Raw genomic sequence first — 18,295 nt, 5'->3', positions numbered from 1 at the left:
TGAACCACTATTTTTTATTTGATTAAATTTTAAAAATATAAAATCACGATCTACAGATGGCAATTTATCAGCCAGTTCATTAAAAAAAGCAGTAAAATCTGAAGCTATTTTAGCTCTATTCTTATCTTGTTCTTTGGTTAATATTTTTATATCCGCATTTATAATTTTCAAATCATCATTAATTTTGGATATTTTAATTTTTAAATCGTTTAGTATTGCATAATATTTATCTTGAGATTTTTTCTCACCTACACTTTGGATATACGCATCAATTGATGCTTTACTTGAGGTTATTTTCAGCTGATTAGATAGGGTTTTATACTCTTCATCAAGCCCAATTTTTTTATTCAATAAAGAGTTTAAGTCTTGTTCAATTTTTTCAATTTTTGATTGAGTATCCTTTATATTTTCGTTTAATAGAAAAGAACTAAAATCCAGTTTCATTCTTTCTTTGGATTGTTGTTCGGTTAAGAAAGAATCGCACTTACTGCATCTAATTGAGTGATTTTTATACGATTCATTATCGTATTTTAAGATCTCTTCAAGCTCTCTTATTTCTAATTTAAGAGAATCTAATTCAACCTGTTTTGAATATATTTGCCCATTATAAGTAGACAGTTGCTGATTAATCGTATTAATTATTGATAAATACTTTTTCAGATCTTCTTTATACTCATCTTCATTTACAAAAGAATTCCAATTTTCAGTTAAAATAAATTGGTCTTTAAGAGTTAATAATGAATTGTGATTGCTTGTTAATTCACTATGTTCCTTTTTTAATTTTCCTTTTTTTTCTTCTTTTTCAAGATGTTCATTACTTTTTAAGTTAAGAACATATTCAAAAATAGATTTTGGCATATCTTTTGAGTCATACCAAGCTAAACTAGCTGTATTCCTAAATGGCGTTCCTTGCCAAGAAGAATCTTGATCTATATAAAACAAACTAAGGATAGCTGCAGCAACAACTTGGCTTAGATTCTCACTATTTTTGGTGCGCAATTTAATTTGCATATTCAATAAATTGGCAAACCATTTAGAATATTCGCCCTCATCTAAAAGTTCGTCTCTATCATATACTTTATAGTACTTATGATGACGTATTATCCATCCCTCTTGATTATTATGAGTAAAATACAACTTAAAAATCATTTGGGTATATTTCCAAGTTTTTGTAAAACTTTTAATATTCATTCCCAAACAATAGTAAATTGATTTCAGCAAGCTTGATTTACCAACAGTACCCTTTTGAGAATAAATAACATTAGAATTAGGTGAAAAATGAAACTCATTAGCTACTTTATTTATTTTGTCTAAAATGACAAAGCGCTTAATAATCATTTATTACGCTCCAAAAACTTTTCCGAAACAATATCAATAAGAACGGCATAAATATCTGCTTGAAAATTATCACATAATTTTTGATAAATACTATGTATAAAGGAAAAACCATAGCTTTCTAACTCTTCAATATAGAAATCACTATCAGCTATTCTAGCTAAAATATCTTTTCTTAAATTCCTTAATTTGCTATTAAGCATATAGAATTTTAACTCTATATCTCTTCTTTCTTTTTTACTCAATAACTCATCTTCAACTAATGATTCTAAAAAATTCATTCTAAGCTTTGGTAGCTTAGTAATTATGCTACAAAGACTAAAAATGTTTTTTAGTTCTTTGTGGGTTATTTTTTTACTTTCAATCACATTTTTATTATGAATACTTGCTTTTTGTTCACTTTTTAAATCTATTTGCCTAAATAGTTCATTGAGCGCATTAATTCCAGCATAGTCATCCATCGTGATTCCCTTCTTTGTCATATAACCGAGAAGTATTAGTTCCGCTTGTGATAAATCATTTTTAAAATTAGAAAAAACTATTTTAGTTTTATCTAATTCATTTTGAATTTTCTTTTCATCACCAGAAAATAAATTTTCTTGCTGCAGACATTTTAAAAATTCTTCCTTTTGTTTTTCAGAATAATCATAAACAAAATTATCGAATATATTACAACTAGATTCAGATAAGTCTTTTATATCTTTTTTACTGAAAGTATCTAGAGTTACAACTTTATAATAATCGACTTTTTCTTCCTTGTTTAAAAGTTTATATAAAATAGAATTTTTATTTTTCGGAACTTTAATTAAACTGTTAATACTTAATTTTTGCCCTTTTACTTGCAGGTGGAAATTTTTTTCTGAGAAAAAAACTACAATGTCCTCTTGATTTTCAACAATGATATAAAAATTATCCACGTTAAAATTATTAATAGCAATTTGAGCAATTACTGCTTTCTGGTAATTAAAACCTCTTATACTATATGCACCACCACTATCAATAGTCATAAATAACACACAATATATAATCAATAATGGTGATTATATATAAATAAGAATGCATTTTCTTTATGTTTATACAAACAGTGTTTTTTTATACAGTAAACCTTTTTTATAAATTTTGATAATTTTTTTTAACTATTAATTGAATTTGTTTAGAATAAAAACTTAATTGATCAATAAAACCATCTTCGGGTGATGCTTTTATTCCACTTGGCAGCAAAGTATTGGCTCCCACAAAAAAATGGAAGCCAATTTTTCTAAACCGCTTATGCAGCGGTAATCTAGATTATATAAAACATAGCTTATTGTTTTAACTAAATTTTAACCAATTTTCACAAAATAACCATTTTTTCTAGCACTTAAATTAATTTATATTTTTCAATAAATTAGAAAACAAGCTAAAAAAAGGGTTGTTGAGTTTAGGCTCAAAAAACACTAGAAAAAACCTTAATAAAATCAATGCGTTTTCTGAACGATTTTTAGTTCCCTAAAAAACTATGTAACTACCGAGATCTTGGTATCGCTCAATTGCTGCTCAAGTTCTAATATAAGTTCTTGAGTGCCTTGCAATGATAGCCAGTAGCTAGGGTTGTTTTTCTTTTTTCCTCAGCTTGCTTTATGCAACGCATTAAGATTAAACTGACCTTCTTTATCTGTTGTGCAAGATTATAAAATTACATCACCTATTACGTCATGAATTTTAGCGAACACATAAATTTCAGCCATTTTTAATTTGTCACAAACAAAATCTTTACTTTTATGTGTATTTTTGGCTAATTGACGACAAGATTGTTGATTGATATAAACTGATTTAAGAATAGAATAAGAAATAATATCTATTTTTGATAAGCACAAAATAGCTTTATCAACTATTTCAGCTTCATCTTCACTGAGTAATGGGCGAGGGTCAACGCCATTATTATCGTTAAGAATTGATGGCGATTTATATGGGTATTCTAAACCCGTTCTTATACTACGTCTAACATTAGCCCATGCGACAAGGACTTGTTTAATATCTCTCTTCATATACTCTCCGTAAAATTATAGAGAGGAACTTCACAGAAACAGTCTGCACTCTGCTATTCTGCTCAAACTCCACAATAATGTCATTTTAACATTTAGGTGTCTAGACGTAAAGAAGCCTAAAATTATTTGTCAATAAACTTTAAAAATTGTTACGTTATTACATTCATCCCAAAAACACGATCCAAAAATTGAATTAATAACAGTATTTGTGAACCGTATTTTTGTTCCCACTCGTTAACATTTTTATGCAGTTCATTGTGATGAGTTCGGCAAAGAGGCAATGTAAATATATCATGTGACTTGCCACCCATTTTGCCTTGCCCGTATCCAATAATATGGTGCGGATCATCAGCTTGTTTACCACAGCATACACACGGTTGCGTTTTTACCCACTGGGTATATTTTTCACATTCCCAGCGTTTTAATTTTGGTCTCAACATAAATGATGCGGGGGATTCAGGATCTACTGCTATTTTCTTAACTGGTTTAGATAGTGCTTGTAGGTGTTGGTATGTGTTATTTATTTCATTTTGTAATCTAGGCTCTGAACGGTCATCACTAGCAACTAATTCAGATTCTTTATAAACAGATTTTATTTCTTCAATTGGCCTATTATGTAGTAATCTGGCCATGTTCTCAGGTATGAGTTCATGCAGTTTGTTGATTACGGCCCACCAAGCCAGTTCTTGAATTGATAACCGATGGTTACTATCATGCTTTAACTGGTTTATAATGCATTCAATTAGAAATTGTTTTAAGTTGCGCTTTGCTAGCGTTTTCACATTGTCATCAATAACTAAATCTTTATTGTGATGCCAGCACACACGAATAGCTGAATAGCCAATTTTTTCATTCACTAATTCATGATGACAATACTCACCATCTTCTAACTGGCATTTATACCGTTGATTTAACCAATAATCAAAGTTATATAGATTTTTTAGTTTGTTAACTACTGCGTCATGTAATATAAATGGATCGATATATTTATTATTTAATAATGGTTGTTCATCTTGAATAATGCCCGATTTAATACCTGCGTGCTCGTCGCCACTTTGAGAAATAATAATACGATTTCCAGTACTCAATTTTTTTAATAACTCTGCACCTGGTTTAAGAATTATTAATCCAAGTCCTGGTTGGCAATATGGGGTAAGTATCGCTTTCATTATGACACTTTAGCGTTTTGCATTAGCTTTAGTAATTCTTTAAATCTACTATCATAAAAATGAGGTTGCGTTTCTCTAGGATTATTCGGTGGGGTGAGATTTTTGCCATATAACAATCCATATGCAGTGATTGACCAAAACTCTTTATCTTCACCTGTTTTAACACTCTTACGCTTATTGCGCTCAACAATGCCTAAATCTTTCAATATTGCATAGGCCACGGTCGTTTTTAATGGAACTTCATATTTTTGTAGTAAATGCGTTAATGAAAAAGATACACGGCTAGAACCATCGACTGAGTCACTCGGTGCATCTACTGCATAATTAGGTAATAGGCAAGGTACCCCTGAATATTTTTGTAATTCTTGATACCCTTTTAGTTTAGCCGAATTAGATAAATTCAAAGTTCTAGATGCTGATTCTAAAATCATCAAGCCGATATTAACTTTATCCACTTCTGATGATTTTCTAACTACAACAGAATCAAATGTACGAATAACTTTTAGATTAAATGCAGGACTAATCCACATTGCATAAGCATAAACAAGCTCTTTACAAGCGTATGTCCCTCGCTCAGTACCACCATGTACCACTTCCAAAGCAGGGATTCCTGCTTTGACAAATTCTTTAGTTATTTCTTGTATTAACTCTTGAGCTTGTTTATTTTCAAGCCATAAAGATGGGCGGTTTTTATTTAGTTGTCCTGATGCTCGATGAAGATCGTTTAAGCAATACAACCCCTGCTTATTTTGACGAATAATAACATTTTCAATAGCAATTAATTGATTCATTTTTTTAATACTCCACTTTCTTGTTTTTCACATAAACCAGTCTGCAACTCTGACTCATTTGATAAATTACATAACGTAACAATTACCCCAAATTAAACCATGATAATGGGTATATTTGTTACAACCATTTTTAGGTTTATCGCTTATATCAATACCATGATGACATTTTCTTTTGTTATCATTAGTATTCTCATAATAATCACATGTAGCACATGCTTTTTTATCTGGATTATAAAAACATTTCGATTCATGTAATTTCATACCTTGTTTAGTTTGCAATGCTTTCTTACAACCATTGTACCCACATGCGTATGCTTTAATTTCGTACATTTACTTCCCCCTTGTTTTATATTAATAAAATTAATACCAAGTGGAAAATAGAATAGGAGATCACCGATTAACGGAAATATTGATGTGGCACTACCTACCACCATAGATTGGCTCCTATACTCCACTTGTTTTTCACTTAACATCTGCCTTGTTAAGCACCTTTTCGCAACATGTCAGTCTGCACTCTGACACTGTTAATATATACATTATATAAAATTATAAAGAAAATGAAAGATGTAAAATGGTATATTTACTGTTTTTATTGGTTGATAAACTTGAAGATATAACAAAGCGGAATGATGGCTCCGAACAAATAAAGTCGAATTTTTATCGTTCGGAGGCGTTATACGTATAGTTAGGAAATTACAAAATCAACTTTTACGTTACACGCATCAAAATATTTAAAAATTGTCGCCATATTTGCCTTGTCTGGATGCTTTTCTAATTTGTTTAAGTTTGATGGTGCAACGTTCATTTTTCTAGCTAGCTCTGATTGTGTTAAGTTTGCATGTTCTCTTGCCTCAATTAACGCCTCACGCAATTTCCAAGCCCTGTTAGCATCTTCGTACGCTTTTTTAGCTTCAGGAGAATTGAGCATTTCTTTTTTTAATTCTTCCCATGTTGTGTTATGTTTAGTCATTTTCAATCATCTCCTTTAATCTTTCACGTGCTATTTTGAGTGACGCGCTCGGTGTTTTTTCTGTTTTTTTCACAAATGCATGTAGTAAAAATATTACGCTTCCTTTTTGATATGCGTAGATAGTTCTCGCTATATTATTTCGTTCTATGCATCTTAGCTCAAATAAACCGTTCCCCAACGCTTTGCTGTCTGGCATTCTCAATTGTCCCCTGACCTCCAATTTGTCAATCAGATTAGCCATCTTACCTTTTAGCTCATCTGATAGCTCCAGTAGCTCTTCTTTTGCTTGGTTATGAATAATTATATTAAACACCTAAATACTCCGCCAGTTGTTTAAATTAATAATACTATTTTATATTGTAATATAAAGTTATTTTTTTTAATAAAATTATATTAAAACATAAAGCAAAGCTGAACTGTGTTTTTGATGAGAGTTACATTATCGTTATTGAAACAGATTCGAATACATACATTTTAATATGATAAATAATAGATTTAAAAAAACAAAAGCCCGGACATCAGGCTTTTTATTTATTTTCTATGTCCTCTTTTCACAAATGCTTATTAAAACCGCTCCTCTATTATCATCACACCACTCTGATTCAATTTGCTTGATCTGACTATCATCAACCCAAACCCCTGCTGTTGTAAGTGAATCAAACAACGCCTTAAAATAATTATCCATATCACGCCTAATATTATTAGGCGGATAAAATTCAACTTTGACAGCAACATTATCTGTAATTGGTTTAGGCTTCTTTTTTAACTGCTCATATACTGCAGCAATAACTTCACTTTTATATCTGCGACCTTTAGCACTTAATAACGTTCTTCCATTTAAATTACGCCAATACTTGTTCATTGATGGAGGGAATGGCAAAACCAAAGTTATCATTCGCTATTTACCCCTTTATGCTTTGTTGTGTTGATGCTTTTAATACCCAGCCTTGAAATGCTGATTCCATATTTTTTCTTAAATATCCGCCCTTTCGGTCCTTTCTTAAATGAATATCAGGACACCCTTTTTTACGCATTGTTTTTTCAAACTCCATGCGTTCTAAATTAATATTTATCATTATTTGACCCTACATTCATATACAACATTACCAACATAAAAAGCATTAAGCTTTTGACATTCTGTTGATATTTCACTATGTGCAACACTATATCCGATGAAGAAAATAGAAATAAAAGTTACTGCTAATGCAAATGCTTTCACGGCATAGCCTCCATTCTATTTACCAAAAACCGAGCAGCATTATTGATTTGCTCTGGCGATAGCCGATCAATAATCATTTTGTTAATACTTTGTCTAACCTTTGTTTGTGCCTCAATCTTTAAATATTTGGCATTTTCAATTGAATCAAAAATTCTATTTACTTCTTTTGGCCAGACTGTATTAACATTTTGAACTGGTATGTTTACCTTAATTTTTTCGTATGTTTTAAATATTTCATCACGCTCAATGAATGAAGCACGACAATCACCAAAAGAACGAGGATTAAATACCGCAAAAAGTGATCCTCTATTATTCCCATGAATTTTTTGTTTATTGTCAGCTCTAACAAATGAAATACGTCCGTTTACAATAAAATAAATTTCACTTGCTAATTTACGTAACTGATTAAACCAGTCGACAGACGTATCAACTGGCAGCAGCATGACGGTACCCACTCCCAGATCGGCTGCTTCTCTCGCCCTTTTTACCCAAGGTAGAATATTAGAGTAAGGAGGATTACAGAATGCATAACCACTTTTTAAATGCGCCCATCCGTTAAGTGCTGAATCATATGACTCTGTTAAATAATTCGGATGTAGGTGATTATGATCACTTGCAGCAACATCACAAACAAAACTAAATCGGGCATTCAGATATTCATATAATTCAATCGGTGTTTGCCATAGATCTTTTATATCTGAATCGGTTTTGCTTTTTGAATGTTTATAATCAACTTTAGCCATTTTCTGCTATACTCCTTTTTGCTTTCTCTCTCGCCCTTTCTCTCATTGCGTTTACCTCGTCAGAATGACTATAAAATACACCGTAGCCTGTGCACGTTTTTTTATCTTCAAGCTGAACCCGAATTTCAGGAATGACGTCACCCTTACTCAATTTTTTTGCCCATTTGTTAATTAGCATTTCTGCACGCTTTTCAACCTCAAATTCTGATTGGTTGTATTGGCGCATGTGCTTTCTAAGGTCGGTAACAATCCAGTACATAACCGGATGAGACCAGGGAAATTGCTCCGCTGTTTGACATGAAAAACCAATCTCAGCACTATACTTGTTGAACTCTCGCATAACTTGAGCAACTGTTGGTAACCCCATATCTGATGCCTCGCCCTCTTTGCACCATGAAATAAATTGACCAGGTGATGGAACAAATGGCGTGCTTTGTTGACGTGCTTTCTTCATACCTATTTCAAACTGACGTAATGTGGTTATGCCGTTTTCTTTAAATGCAAGTAACCATTGGTTTTTGAACTCATCAAGATCTAGCTGAGTTTTTATTAACGCCGTTATTGCAGGGAATACCTGTTTTAATTGGATAAATAATTTGTTAAAGTTTTTTTCAATTTCACAATTAATTTTGGGCGTTCCCATACTTGTATTTTTTGGGCTAAAATTTTGCTTTATTGCCATTTCAGATGCTGTGTAAATTTCGTTTAACGTTTTCATTGGAGAACCTCCTCACGTAACCACCCTGTACTATTCCAGTCAATTTCAGACGATTTGTTTACCGCAGTTTTGTTATCAGATAGCATTTGAGTTGTGAGGGTCATCCATTTCTCAGAAAGGCTCGATGGTGACAAAATATTTTTAAACCAAAATTCATGATGATTAGCCCAATCAAAAACTTCTAATATTTCTCGTGTACGCTTGTTGACTCGTTTTTTTAACAGCCGAATTTCATTGCTCCACCGTGGCCAATTAGGTTCTTGGTAAGTAGGGTTAATCTCAAGCACTTTTTGATAAATATACTGGGCTACTTTCAAATCATCTTTTGAACCCCAGTATTTTCCGTTTGCTGAATAAATTTCAGCTTGAGGGTGTTTTTCTAAAAATTGGGATAATTTATCAGCGTCGGAAATTTGACTAAAATTTCCAGACCCTAATTTATTATTATTTATATTATTATTATTTATATATGGATCGGGTCCAATGGCTGACCGGTCAGAATCTGGACCGTGAGAAATTTCCATATCTTCATTTTTCTTTATTTTACAATGGGTAACGTTACTTTTTGCATTTTCTGACAGTCCAATTTCTGAACCGTCAGGATTTGGACCGTCAGAGTGTGATAGTCCAGATTCTGGACTGTGAGAATCAATAGCTAGTTTGGCTATTTCAAACGCTAATTTTTGCAATTTTTCAACATCCAGATGGTAAAGATTACTATCATTCCTTTGCTTATTTCGTCTTGCTTCACGTTTTAACCAACCATCCTTTTCTAAATCACTTAATGCAGTTAATACGGCACTTCTACTTGCGCCCAATTGTTTTACAATAGTAGGAATTGAAGGATAACTAATCCCTTCATCATTAGAAAAATCAGCCAGCCTTAGCATAACTAAAAGTTTTACACCTTTAATATTATTACTGGCACAAACATCCCAAACATAAGAAGTCAACTTAGTACTCATGGATTAACCTCTTTGTTTTTGGTACAGAAATGCCCACAAAAATTCAACAAATTGGTGGCTGACAGGTACCCATGTGTGATTTATCATGGCTTCATATTCAAAGCCTGATTGTGAAAACTTACAACGCAATTGCGTTACGGTACAATTTAGTGTTAAACTATTCATGCGACGAATACTCCACAAGTGTTTTTTCGCAACCGACCGATAGCCTTCTGCAAAATTGCTATCGGTCACCCTTCCCAAAAATCATCTCAGTTCTAACGATAATTTCACTTAATCTCGTACTTTTTGTGATTACTTTTAATTTTTCAATGTATGCTTAGTTTCACTAAACTACTTTATTCCGAATTACAGACCAATTAATATCAGGACGGAGATCTTCGCATTTAACAGCTCCGTATGTTTTGTCTTCTATATCAATTGCTTTTTCTATTGCTATTGAGTTAACGTTGTTTAACCATTGCCATACTTGTGACTTAGAGACTTTAAGTTTTTTAGCCGTCTCTACTTGAGAGCCACCAAAGAAATCAACGACCTTTTTTATTGCTTGATTTTTCTTTTCCATATTGCTCCATGTATAAAAATAAAACACACAACAATAAAAGTATAATTTTACTATACAAATAAGTAAAGTTTTTTTATACGACAAAAGTATAAATTTACTTTACTATTCTAAAAAAGGAGAAAGTATGGATTTAAATGTCGCAGAATGGGTTAAACAATCCCGATTAAATGCTGGTTATACACAAGAGCAACTAGCTGAAAAATTATCAATGACTAAAGGGAATGTTTCAGCTTTTGAAAATGGCAGAACATCACCTAGTTTTAATGTCATGTTAAAAATATGTCATATTTGTGACGTATCGTTGCCAACAAATGAATTAAAAAACCCAACTGAAGAAACTGCAGTGATAATTGATGAATTAACAGTTAGAGCGGAATGTGAAATGGGTGAATACAATGATTACTTTGAGCTTAGAGGTGGTTTATCTTTTAGTAAAGAATGGTTGAAAGAAATGGGCATCAATCCAAAATATTGCTATGTAATATACGCAAAAGGTTTAAGTATGTATCCGACATTACAGGATGGACAAGCTGTTTTAATTGATACAAGCCAAACAATGCCAATTGAAAATAAAGTTTATTTGATAATGAGAGATCTTAACGGTCTAATCATAAAGCGAATTACTAGAGATAAAAATGGGGACTGGATCTACACCAGTGATAACGCGGAGAAAAGCACATTTCCAAATATGTATGCTTTTCGAAATGATAAAATAATTGGGCGTGTTGTTTGGACTGGAGGTAACGCCGGTCTGTAACCTGTAACAAATAGCATCATAAGCAATTGAAATAAAATAGATAATTGAATGGAGAAAGGTAATACGTATGAATAATTTTAAAAACAAGTTAGATAATCACTCAGAACACGTTAAAAAGGTTGGAAGTCACTGCAATACGGAAGAAACAACTAAACAAGCGTTAATATTACCATTGCTTGATATTTTAGGATTTACGCCATATGATCCAACGAAAGTAAAAGCAGAATTTAAAGCCGATTTTCCTGGAGAAAAAGCTAACGAACGTGTTGATTATGCTCTTTTTTGTCAAGATTTGCCTGTGATGTTTATAGAGGCAAAATCATGGAGTGAAGAATTAACTAATCATTGCCCTCAACTTTCAAGATATTTTAATGCAACCCCAGAAGTAGCTGTGGCGGCAATAACAAATGGTAGAGAATGGAGATTTTTTACAGATTTAGAACAAAAAAACATTATGGACTCAAGCCCTTTCTTAAAAATTAAGATCGAAGAATTACAAGATAATGATTATGAACAACTTTATCAATTTAGATACGATCAATTCAAACCAGAAGCATTAAGAACATTAGCAGAAGAAAGTATTTATTTTTCATTATTCACTAAAACAATAACTTCAACCTTGAGAGAAGCGCCGATTGATTTTGTTAAATATGTAGCAAACAAATCAAACATATCAAGACAACTAAATCAAAAATTTCTTGATAGTATTACACCAATTGTAAAAAATGCAATTGAAAGAGCTGTAAGTAACATGGTTGTTGTTGGCTTAACAGGAAAAAAAGAAATATCCGATGACTTATCAAGTGATAATGAAGAAAAAACAATACTTGATGAAAAAGCCGATATTATAGATCCGGATAATAGTAAAATTATTACTACTTACTCTGAAAGAGTTTTATTTGAACATATTAATTCAATTATAGATGATAATGAATTAACATATAAAGACACCGAATCATATTTTAACGTGCTTTATCAAAATAAATCCAATAGATGGATAGTTCGATATTACGATAATAAACAACGCCCATCAATTCAATTACCAATTGAGTTAACCGACAAAGTAAAAGACGAGGTTAAGAGAGCTGGATTAGAAATTGGTGCAGGCGAGCAAATTATTATTGATAAACCAGAAAATGTATTAAGAATATCGGGGTTAATCATCGATGCATATGAATACACAAAAAATGATGAAAATTTCAAAAGAAAATAAAAATTTCTTTTAATTTATTTTTGTAAAGCCCTATCAGGGCTTTTTTTATATCTAAAATTCTTCTTCCTGCAATGTTAAATCATATATTAGATTAAAAAAAAAACAATCAGTATATTTTTTTTATACTTTTGTATAAAAATAGTTTACATTAAGTATAAATAAACTATACTTACACGCATCAAATCAACTTAACAAAAGTTGAAGCTCTTTAAAAATCAAAACATCTAATTAATAGTTCTTGTTGTCAGTTCGTCGTATTTAAACCCCGTTTCTGACTCCATGAATTCTATTGCTGAAATTGGATAACCGCATAAAGTGCATGAGATGCTTTTCACAAAAGCAGCTTCGTCATGTGGACTTAGTGGAGGTTCATGTTCGAAAAGATATTCGTGGCTTTGGCATATAACACAACTGTGTTTTATTGTTTTTATCTTGTCCATAGTATAGAGCTGTTAGTTAGAGTTATTCATTATAATAAAGCACTGATTTTATATACAGTGTTTTTATTAATGAATTGTTTTGATAGTTCTTTAAAAATCAGGAACAGTATTAACTAAGTGTTTAATCATTATGGAGGTTTTTATGGTAGCTCAAGATAATTTTTTATCTGGAACAGATAAAGAAAAAATAAAAGACGCAATTTTAGAAAGCATCTCTAAAATAGATGCTAATAGTTACCGCTTTAGCTTTGAAGAATTAGCCTTACGAGTTTGCAAGGCTATTAGTGCTGTTAATTCTTATCCAGATGATCAAAGTTAAGCTCAAGATCATTCTCTAACCGTGACGATAACTCTAAAATAAAATCAGCTACATCATCAGCCGATTGTTTATCATAAGAGTCAGGAGAAATTATTGCATTTGAGTTAGTTTGTAAAATTTCTCTCGCTATTGCTATAGCAAATTTTTCTGCCTGATGTTTTTTCATATTGTTTCCTTTTAAAAGGGTCGGTTTTTGGCGATTCCGATCTTACCACGATGGCTGTGAGTGGTTAAATAACCAGCTTACTACTAGTTCTTATTATCAGATGTCAGTGATGACTGTTCTGGTTTCTTTTCTACTGTCGTAGGTTTAGGTTTAGGGGGATAATGCTCTAATCCAATAACATTGTCTAATTGTTTTTCTTGTTTAGCCATTATTTATTTCCTTCTTTTTGAGGTTTAGGTTCGGGACGTTTGTTACTATTTCGGTGATATTTATCTGTATCATCTTTTTATTAGTGAAATCTGTAGTCGATATTTTCACACTCCCTTTACTGACAATTAATATTGAACCTATATTTTATAAAAAACTATTTAGCTCTTTAAAAATCAGGAACAGCATTAACCAAATGTATTTTATATTTGGGGTTAATTTTTGATAAAGCTTTTGTAGTCTTTTTCTTCGGGAAGATCGCCAGCAAACCATGCAGCTAATTTTTGAAGTCTAGACAAAGAAACGACACTATCACGATCAACTTCTGCTCTTAAAACAATTGTAGTTCTTTGCATAGCAGCGAATTCGATTGCTTTCAAATGATGTATATCATTTTTTTCTACATCTTGAATTTGTTTTGTTAATTCTAAATCACACTTAATATGAGATTCATCTCTAATCAATCGAAGAAAAGCTTTACACTGAGAGTCAGCTTTAGCTGATGATTCAGAGAACTGAAATACTTGTTTAAGCGCCATTGATAATGCAATTATCAAACCATACCACATAGCGCTTTTAACATCAGCAAAAACAGCGCCACCTAAGAATACAACAATAAAAGATAAAAAACGATCAATCCGCCCTAATAGGAGTGAAGTCATTTTATTGCAGTAATAGTTATAGTGAATATCGAAAATTAAAGAATCTCTACATGGTGATTCTTGTGTTTGGACAGTTTCAGACATAATACCCCTCTTATCTTAAATTATTAAATCTAAGATTGGCGTGACAACTAATCTTACCACGATAGCTGTGAGTGGTAAAACAACCAGCATTACTTATTTTTTGTATTGTCTGGTTTTGGTGTAGGTCGTTTTTTAGGAGGAACACCTCCATTGAATTTTGGTCTATTCACGTTTATCTCTATTTTTTAGGTGTTGGTATTGGTATTGGTGTAGGTCTTTTTTTAGGTGGAACACCATATTGGTATTTATCTTCATCACTCATGACAATCACCTTAATATTATCCTTTTGTTGTGGTGTGTAAATTATACACAACTAACATTATTTTATAAATAAATTCCTTGCTGTTGTGGTGACAAAAGGACACTTGAGCCTAACAAGTATAAAGATAGGCACACTTAGTTAATGCAGTTCCTGATTACAGAATGTTAGTGGAGTAAATCGTACGCTCTGGAGTGCAGACCAGAGCGTTTTTAACAAACAATGTGGAGTATTAAAAATGTTTTTCAAAAACCTAATTATTTATCAATTCGATAAAAATAATGCCATTGAACGTTTAGATAGCGACATGCTAAAAAATATGGCATTCACACCATGCGGACCAACGGACTCTATTAAAAAAGGTTTTGTCTCGCCAATTGATGACGATGACGTATTAAAATTGCAGGTTCAAGGTCACTCATTATTAAAGCTACGTATTGAAAGCAAGTTACTGCCCTCTTCGGTTATCAAGAAAAAAACGGCTGAACGAATTGAACAGCTAGAACAAAAACTAGGTCGTAGCGTGACTAAAAGTGAAAAACTTTGTGCAAAAGATGAAGTTATTGTTGATTTATTGCCAGTTGCATTTACTAAAGATCAATATACCCATGTTTGGATTAACAATAACGACAATTTCATAGCAATTGAAACAGCTAGCTTTAAAAAAGCTGAAGACGTTCTTGCATTAATAAGAAAAGAATTAGGCGTATTAGCACTCAAACCGCTTTCTGTTGAAAAGCCTATATCATTCACATTAAAAGAATGGGTATGTAATGACAGAACACCACCTAATTTTTTTATTCTCAATGATGCAATGTTAGCTGACCCTTTGGAGGGTAACGGAAAAATAAAACTTATTAACGAAAACCTCACTGCAGAAGAAGTCAGAAGTTATCTAAATGATGGGCGTGAGATTAAATCGCTATCGTTCTCATATAAACAGCAAACAGTTTTTACAGTAAATACTGAGCTCGTTTTTTCCAAAATTAGCTATTCATCTGAAATGTTAGATGAAAATAGTGATATCTCACTAGATGATAAAGCGAAGCGAATAGAAGCTGATTTCTTTTTAGTTGCTAATGAACTAGCTAATTTAATCAACGATTTTACTAAAGCGGTGCAATAACGCAGTGGGGCGTCTGGTATATGCGTTGATAATTAGTGTTAGCAGTGATCTGTCCCTTATGCGGTTAGCCCACTAATTTGAAATATACAAGTCTAAAACCATTTCCAGACGGTAGCCACGCCGTTGGCGACAGAGTGGCAATTACTTGATACAACAATAGGTAACGATCAAGAGGTGTGATTATGTCAGATAAAATAACGTTTGTTGTTTATGCGCGTATTGACTCATTTGTATATAAAAGAATAGTCGTTAATAAAGCTGAATATGATGCAGTGGAGGATAAAAAGGCGTACGAACAGGAGTTGCTCAGAACTCATCTTCCAGATCTTTTACCCTGCAGAGGAATATATATTGAGGGGTAAATTATGAAATATTTTACATATGATCATAATGGCTGTTTTGTCACAAATGAGCAGACAAAAACAATCATAAAAGCCGCAAATATAATATGCGATGAATTTAATAATAAGGTTCCTAAAAAAGGATAATTTTCCAAATATTTTTTAATTACACATAACGGGTGCAGACGTTATTAAACATTGTGGAGTATTAATATGACTTGGATCACAACCCATTCAGGGTTACATTTTGATTATCAAACTCCTATTGCCGATGCAATTTGTATTGAAGATATCGCAAAAGGCTTATCTCATGAATGCCGTTACACTGGGCAGCTTGATAGATTTTATTCTGTTGCTCAACATTCTATTGAATGTAGTTACATTGTTGCCGATAAATTTAAATTAGAAGCATTGTTACATGATGCTGTTGAGGCATATTGCAAAGACATCCCATCACCTTTAAAGAAATTATTACCCGATTACCGCCTGATTGAAGATAAGGTTGATCAAGTTATCAGGCAAAAATTTAAGTTGCCATTAACTATTTCTCCAGAAGTTAAACGAGCGGACCTTATTTTATTAGCTACTGAACATCGTGATATAGCTAATGATGGCAAAGAATGGCCAATGTTGAAAGGTATTCCGTTACTTGAAAGAAAAATAGAACCAGTACCTAGCTGTGTTGCATACAACCGCTTTATGCGTCGGTTTTATGAATTAAGTAAGTAGGAGAGAAAAAATGGCAGAATATAGAGTAAAGGTTAATAGTTCTAATTTTATTGAAATATTATCTGGACAACAAAAGTTTTTGATTTTAACTGCTGTACGTGAGCCAGTCGTTGGTGACATATTAATTATCACTGATAGACGCGATCATGATAACTCAGTTGAAGCTGTTATTACTAGTTTTGACATTGAAGCAAATGGAATTGAAAACGGTTTTGTCGTTGTCAGTATTGATATTAATTCCCAATCGCAAAGTGCAGAGGTAAAACAATCTCAGCTAGATAAAAAGATTATTTTATTAAATGAGCAAATATCTGAGTTAACTAAAAAATATAACGCATCATGTAACAATTACAACGAATTAGATAATGAAAAAACTAAAATCAATGAACTCTTGAAAAAAGAAATTAAAAAAAGTAATGGGATGCAAGAAGAAATATCTTCACTAAAAGCGGAAAACTCAAAACAAAAAAATGAGTTAGCAAGAAATCATAACACAATAAAAGACCTACAATTTCATATTAATAAACAAAAAAATAGTCTAGAAGAGTGCCAAGCTCGACATAATAAGTTAGCTGATTTAAATGCATCATTGAGCCATGAATTACAGAGTATAAAAAATAAAAATGACATCATGAATAACGCAACCGAACATGTAGTTTCTGATAGTTATATCAAGCTAAAAAGTCTAACCAAAAATTTATTATCTTATATCGATAGTAATTTATAACTGTAGTTAATGAATGTTAGAACGTAATTATGAAAAAGAAGCGAAACAAAAAATATAACCCAACATTAAAATATCAGCAAATATCTAGAATTGTGGCCAAAGATTACATGATTTTAGATATCACTGCTGTTGATGTGTTTGTTTACTACAAAGGTTCTGAAATCAAACCAAAATCGTTCGAAGCTAGAATGTTGAACGAAGTGCGTTATAAATGGCAAATAATGGCTGGTGTTATTTGTCGTGATCAACTAAACCGTGAGTATTTAAAAACAGACACATTCATAACAGCTAATGAGTATTTTACCTCTGAACTATCTGATTATCTGACAGAGTTTCAAATAAATTTATGGGAAACAGCAAACCCAATGCATAGGTTAACCCAATTTTGGTTAGCAACACCGAATACTGCAGAAATTAGCGAACAGCAAGTTATAGATATGATTAATAGTAAAAACGGGTTTAATCAATTTATAACTGAATATGAATATAAAAAACAGATAAAGGCCTAACTATGACAATTAACACTATTATTATTGATATTGAAACATTAGATACAAAACCGACAGCAATTATATTGTCAATTGGAGCATTTGCATTTGATAGATTTAATTTAAATGAAACGTTAGAAAAAATAGAAATGGTTGAAATTTCCGGTTGTTACAGTGATTATCATCTATACCTGTTATGTGACCTACCAGACCAATTATTTTATTCCAACCGAACGATCAGCAATGAAACGCTAGAATGGTGGAGATCTCAAGTT

27 protein-coding genes are annotated in these 18,295 nt (G+C 32.0%); 9 read left to right on the top strand and 18 right to left on the bottom strand.

Annotated elements, in window-relative coordinates:
• The 15 genes from A9G28_RS07850 to A9G28_RS07785 all read right to left on the bottom strand — a co-directional run.
• Positions 1-1,338, bottom strand: a 1,338-nt coding sequence (locus A9G28_RS07850) for a hypothetical protein (RefSeq protein WP_065580302.1), incomplete at its 3' end; no start/stop codon positions are given.
• A complete protein-coding gene (locus A9G28_RS07845; RefSeq protein WP_065580301.1) occupies positions 1,335-2,342 on the bottom strand; it encodes a hypothetical protein in 1,008 nt (335 codons plus the stop codon). The genes A9G28_RS07850 and A9G28_RS07845, both read right to left, overlap by 4 nt.
• A gap of 660 nt (positions 2,343-3,002) precedes the next feature.
• Positions 3,003-3,362, bottom strand: a complete 360-nt coding sequence (locus A9G28_RS07840; protein ID WP_065580300.1) for an antiterminator Q family protein — start codon at positions 3,360-3,362, stop codon at positions 3,003-3,005.
• A 149-nt stretch (positions 3,363-3,511) separates the two neighbouring features.
• Positions 3,512-4,531 carry a DUF968 domain-containing protein gene (locus A9G28_RS07835; protein ID WP_065580299.1) on the bottom strand — a complete coding sequence of 340 codons (1,020 nt, stop codon included), beginning with the start codon at positions 4,529-4,531 and terminating at the stop codon, positions 3,512-3,514.
• The gene (locus A9G28_RS07830) at positions 4,531-5,322 is read right to left on the bottom strand and encodes a KilA-N domain-containing protein (protein ID WP_065580298.1); all 792 of its coding nucleotides are present in this window, start codon (positions 5,320-5,322) and stop codon (positions 4,531-4,533) included. Before A9G28_RS07830 ends, A9G28_RS07835 begins: the two co-directional genes overlap by 1 nt.
• Before the next feature lie 66 nt (positions 5,323-5,388).
• Complete coding sequence (locus A9G28_RS07825) at positions 5,389-5,652, bottom strand: hypothetical protein (protein ID WP_065580297.1); 264 nt, start codon at positions 5,650-5,652, stop codon at positions 5,389-5,391.
• A 355-nt stretch (positions 5,653-6,007) separates the two neighbouring features.
• Positions 6,008-6,292, bottom strand: coding sequence for a helix-turn-helix domain-containing protein (locus A9G28_RS07820; RefSeq protein ID WP_065580296.1), 285 nt, complete (start codon positions 6,290-6,292; stop codon positions 6,008-6,010).
• Complete coding sequence (locus tag A9G28_RS07815) at positions 6,285-6,605, bottom strand: type II toxin-antitoxin system RelE/ParE family toxin (protein WP_065580295.1); 321 nt, start codon at positions 6,603-6,605, stop codon at positions 6,285-6,287. Before A9G28_RS07815 ends, A9G28_RS07820 begins: the two co-directional genes overlap by 8 nt.
• 225 nt (positions 6,606-6,830) lie before the next feature.
• Positions 6,831-7,187: a RusA family crossover junction endodeoxyribonuclease gene (locus A9G28_RS07810; protein WP_065580294.1), complete on the bottom strand. Its 357-nt coding sequence runs from the start codon at positions 7,185-7,187 to the stop codon at positions 6,831-6,833.
• 7 nt (positions 7,188-7,194) lie between these two features.
• Positions 7,195-7,368, bottom strand: a complete 174-nt coding sequence (locus A9G28_RS13600; protein ID WP_176702130.1) for a hypothetical protein — start codon at positions 7,366-7,368, stop codon at positions 7,195-7,197.
• Positions 7,369-7,507: 139 nt separating this feature from the next.
• Positions 7,508-8,254 carry a phage N-6-adenine-methyltransferase gene (locus A9G28_RS07805; RefSeq protein WP_065580293.1) on the bottom strand — a complete coding sequence of 249 codons (747 nt, stop codon included), beginning with the start codon at positions 8,252-8,254 and terminating at the stop codon, positions 7,508-7,510.
• The gene (locus tag A9G28_RS07800) at positions 8,247-8,972 is read right to left on the bottom strand and encodes a replication protein P (protein ID WP_065580292.1); all 726 of its coding nucleotides are present in this window, start codon (positions 8,970-8,972) and stop codon (positions 8,247-8,249) included. The genes A9G28_RS07805 and A9G28_RS07800 overlap by 8 nt, the downstream gene beginning before the upstream one ends.
• The gene (locus A9G28_RS07795) at positions 8,969-9,937 is read right to left on the bottom strand and encodes a helix-turn-helix domain-containing protein (protein WP_065580291.1); all 969 of its coding nucleotides are present in this window, start codon (positions 9,935-9,937) and stop codon (positions 8,969-8,971) included. The genes A9G28_RS07800 and A9G28_RS07795 overlap by 4 nt, the downstream gene beginning before the upstream one ends.
• Positions 9,938-9,940: 3 nt before the next feature.
• Entirely contained in the window at positions 9,941-10,102 is a 162-nt protein-coding gene (locus A9G28_RS13595) for a hypothetical protein (RefSeq protein ID WP_176702129.1), read from the bottom strand.
• A 163-nt stretch (positions 10,103-10,265) separates the two neighbouring features.
• On the bottom strand, positions 10,266-10,502 hold the full coding sequence (locus A9G28_RS07785) for a transcriptional regulator (protein WP_065580289.1): 237 nt from the start codon (positions 10,500-10,502) through the stop codon (positions 10,266-10,268).
• 124 nt (positions 10,503-10,626) lie between these two features.
• Between A9G28_RS07785 and A9G28_RS07780 the strand changes: the two genes are divergently transcribed.
• The 3 genes from A9G28_RS07780 to A9G28_RS13590 all read left to right on the top strand — a co-directional run bounded on the left by A9G28_RS07780 (position 10,627) and on the right by A9G28_RS13590 (position 13,231).
• Positions 10,627-11,259, top strand: coding sequence for an XRE family transcriptional regulator (locus tag A9G28_RS07780; RefSeq protein ID WP_065580288.1), 633 nt, complete (start codon positions 10,627-10,629; stop codon positions 11,257-11,259).
• 67 nt (positions 11,260-11,326) lie between these two features.
• On the top strand, positions 11,327-12,472 hold the full coding sequence (locus A9G28_RS07775; RefSeq protein WP_065580287.1) for a type I restriction endonuclease: 1,146 nt from the start codon (positions 11,327-11,329) through the stop codon (positions 12,470-12,472).
• Between the two features lie 582 nt (positions 12,473-13,054).
• Complete coding sequence (locus tag A9G28_RS13590) at positions 13,055-13,231, top strand: hypothetical protein (RefSeq protein ID WP_176702128.1); 177 nt, start codon at positions 13,055-13,057, stop codon at positions 13,229-13,231.
• On the opposite strand, the gene A9G28_RS07770 is transcribed toward A9G28_RS13590, so the two are convergent.
• From A9G28_RS07770 to A9G28_RS07765, 3 genes are all read right to left on the bottom strand, one after another.
• Positions 13,203-13,397 carry a hypothetical protein gene (locus tag A9G28_RS07770; RefSeq protein ID WP_065580286.1) on the bottom strand — a complete coding sequence of 65 codons (195 nt, stop codon included), beginning with the start codon at positions 13,395-13,397 and terminating at the stop codon, positions 13,203-13,205. The two genes, A9G28_RS13590 and A9G28_RS07770, sit on opposite strands and share 29 nt — an antisense overlap.
• 83 nt (positions 13,398-13,480) lie before the next feature.
• Positions 13,481-13,606 carry a hypothetical protein gene (locus A9G28_RS13860; protein ID WP_255307560.1) on the bottom strand — a complete coding sequence of 42 codons (126 nt, stop codon included), beginning with the start codon at positions 13,604-13,606 and terminating at the stop codon, positions 13,481-13,483.
• A gap of 213 nt (positions 13,607-13,819) precedes the next feature.
• Complete coding sequence (locus A9G28_RS07765) at positions 13,820-14,350, bottom strand: hypothetical protein (protein ID WP_065580285.1); 531 nt, start codon at positions 14,348-14,350, stop codon at positions 13,820-13,822.
• 497 nt (positions 14,351-14,847) lie between these two features.
• Here A9G28_RS07765 and A9G28_RS07760 point away from each other — a divergent pair, with 497 nt between their 5' ends.
• The 6 genes from A9G28_RS07760 to A9G28_RS07735 form a co-directional block, all read left to right on the top strand.
• Positions 14,848-15,735, top strand: coding sequence for a recombination-associated protein RdgC (locus A9G28_RS07760; protein ID WP_065580284.1), 888 nt, complete (start codon positions 14,848-14,850; stop codon positions 15,733-15,735).
• 182 nt (positions 15,736-15,917) lie between these two features.
• Complete coding sequence (locus A9G28_RS07755) at positions 15,918-16,097, top strand: hypothetical protein (protein ID WP_065580283.1); 180 nt, start codon at positions 15,918-15,920, stop codon at positions 16,095-16,097.
• Positions 16,098-16,289: 192 nt separating this feature from the next.
• On the top strand, positions 16,290-16,805 hold the full coding sequence (locus tag A9G28_RS07750; RefSeq protein WP_065580282.1) for a hypothetical protein: 516 nt from the start codon (positions 16,290-16,292) through the stop codon (positions 16,803-16,805).
• 10 nt (positions 16,806-16,815) lie between these two features.
• Positions 16,816-17,532 (top strand): hypothetical protein, encoded by a 717-nt coding sequence (locus A9G28_RS07745; RefSeq protein ID WP_065580281.1) that lies wholly within the window; start codon positions 16,816-16,818, stop codon positions 17,530-17,532.
• A 29-nt stretch (positions 17,533-17,561) separates the two neighbouring features.
• The gene (locus tag A9G28_RS07740; protein ID WP_065580280.1) at positions 17,562-18,041 is read left to right on the top strand and encodes a hypothetical protein; all 480 of its coding nucleotides are present in this window, start codon (positions 17,562-17,564) and stop codon (positions 18,039-18,041) included.
• Between the two features lie 2 nt (positions 18,042-18,043).
• Positions 18,044-18,295 (top strand): 3'-5' exoribonuclease domain-containing protein (locus tag A9G28_RS07735; protein ID WP_141674714.1); only part of this gene is annotated, 252 nt, incomplete at its 3' end.

The sequence above is a fragment of the Gilliamella sp. Fer1-1 genome (assembly GCF_001690825.1).
Lineage (GTDB): Bacteria > Pseudomonadota > Gammaproteobacteria > Enterobacterales > Orbaceae > Gilliamella > Gilliamella apicola_C.
This window is presented reverse-complemented; position numbering and strand designations above follow the sequence as displayed.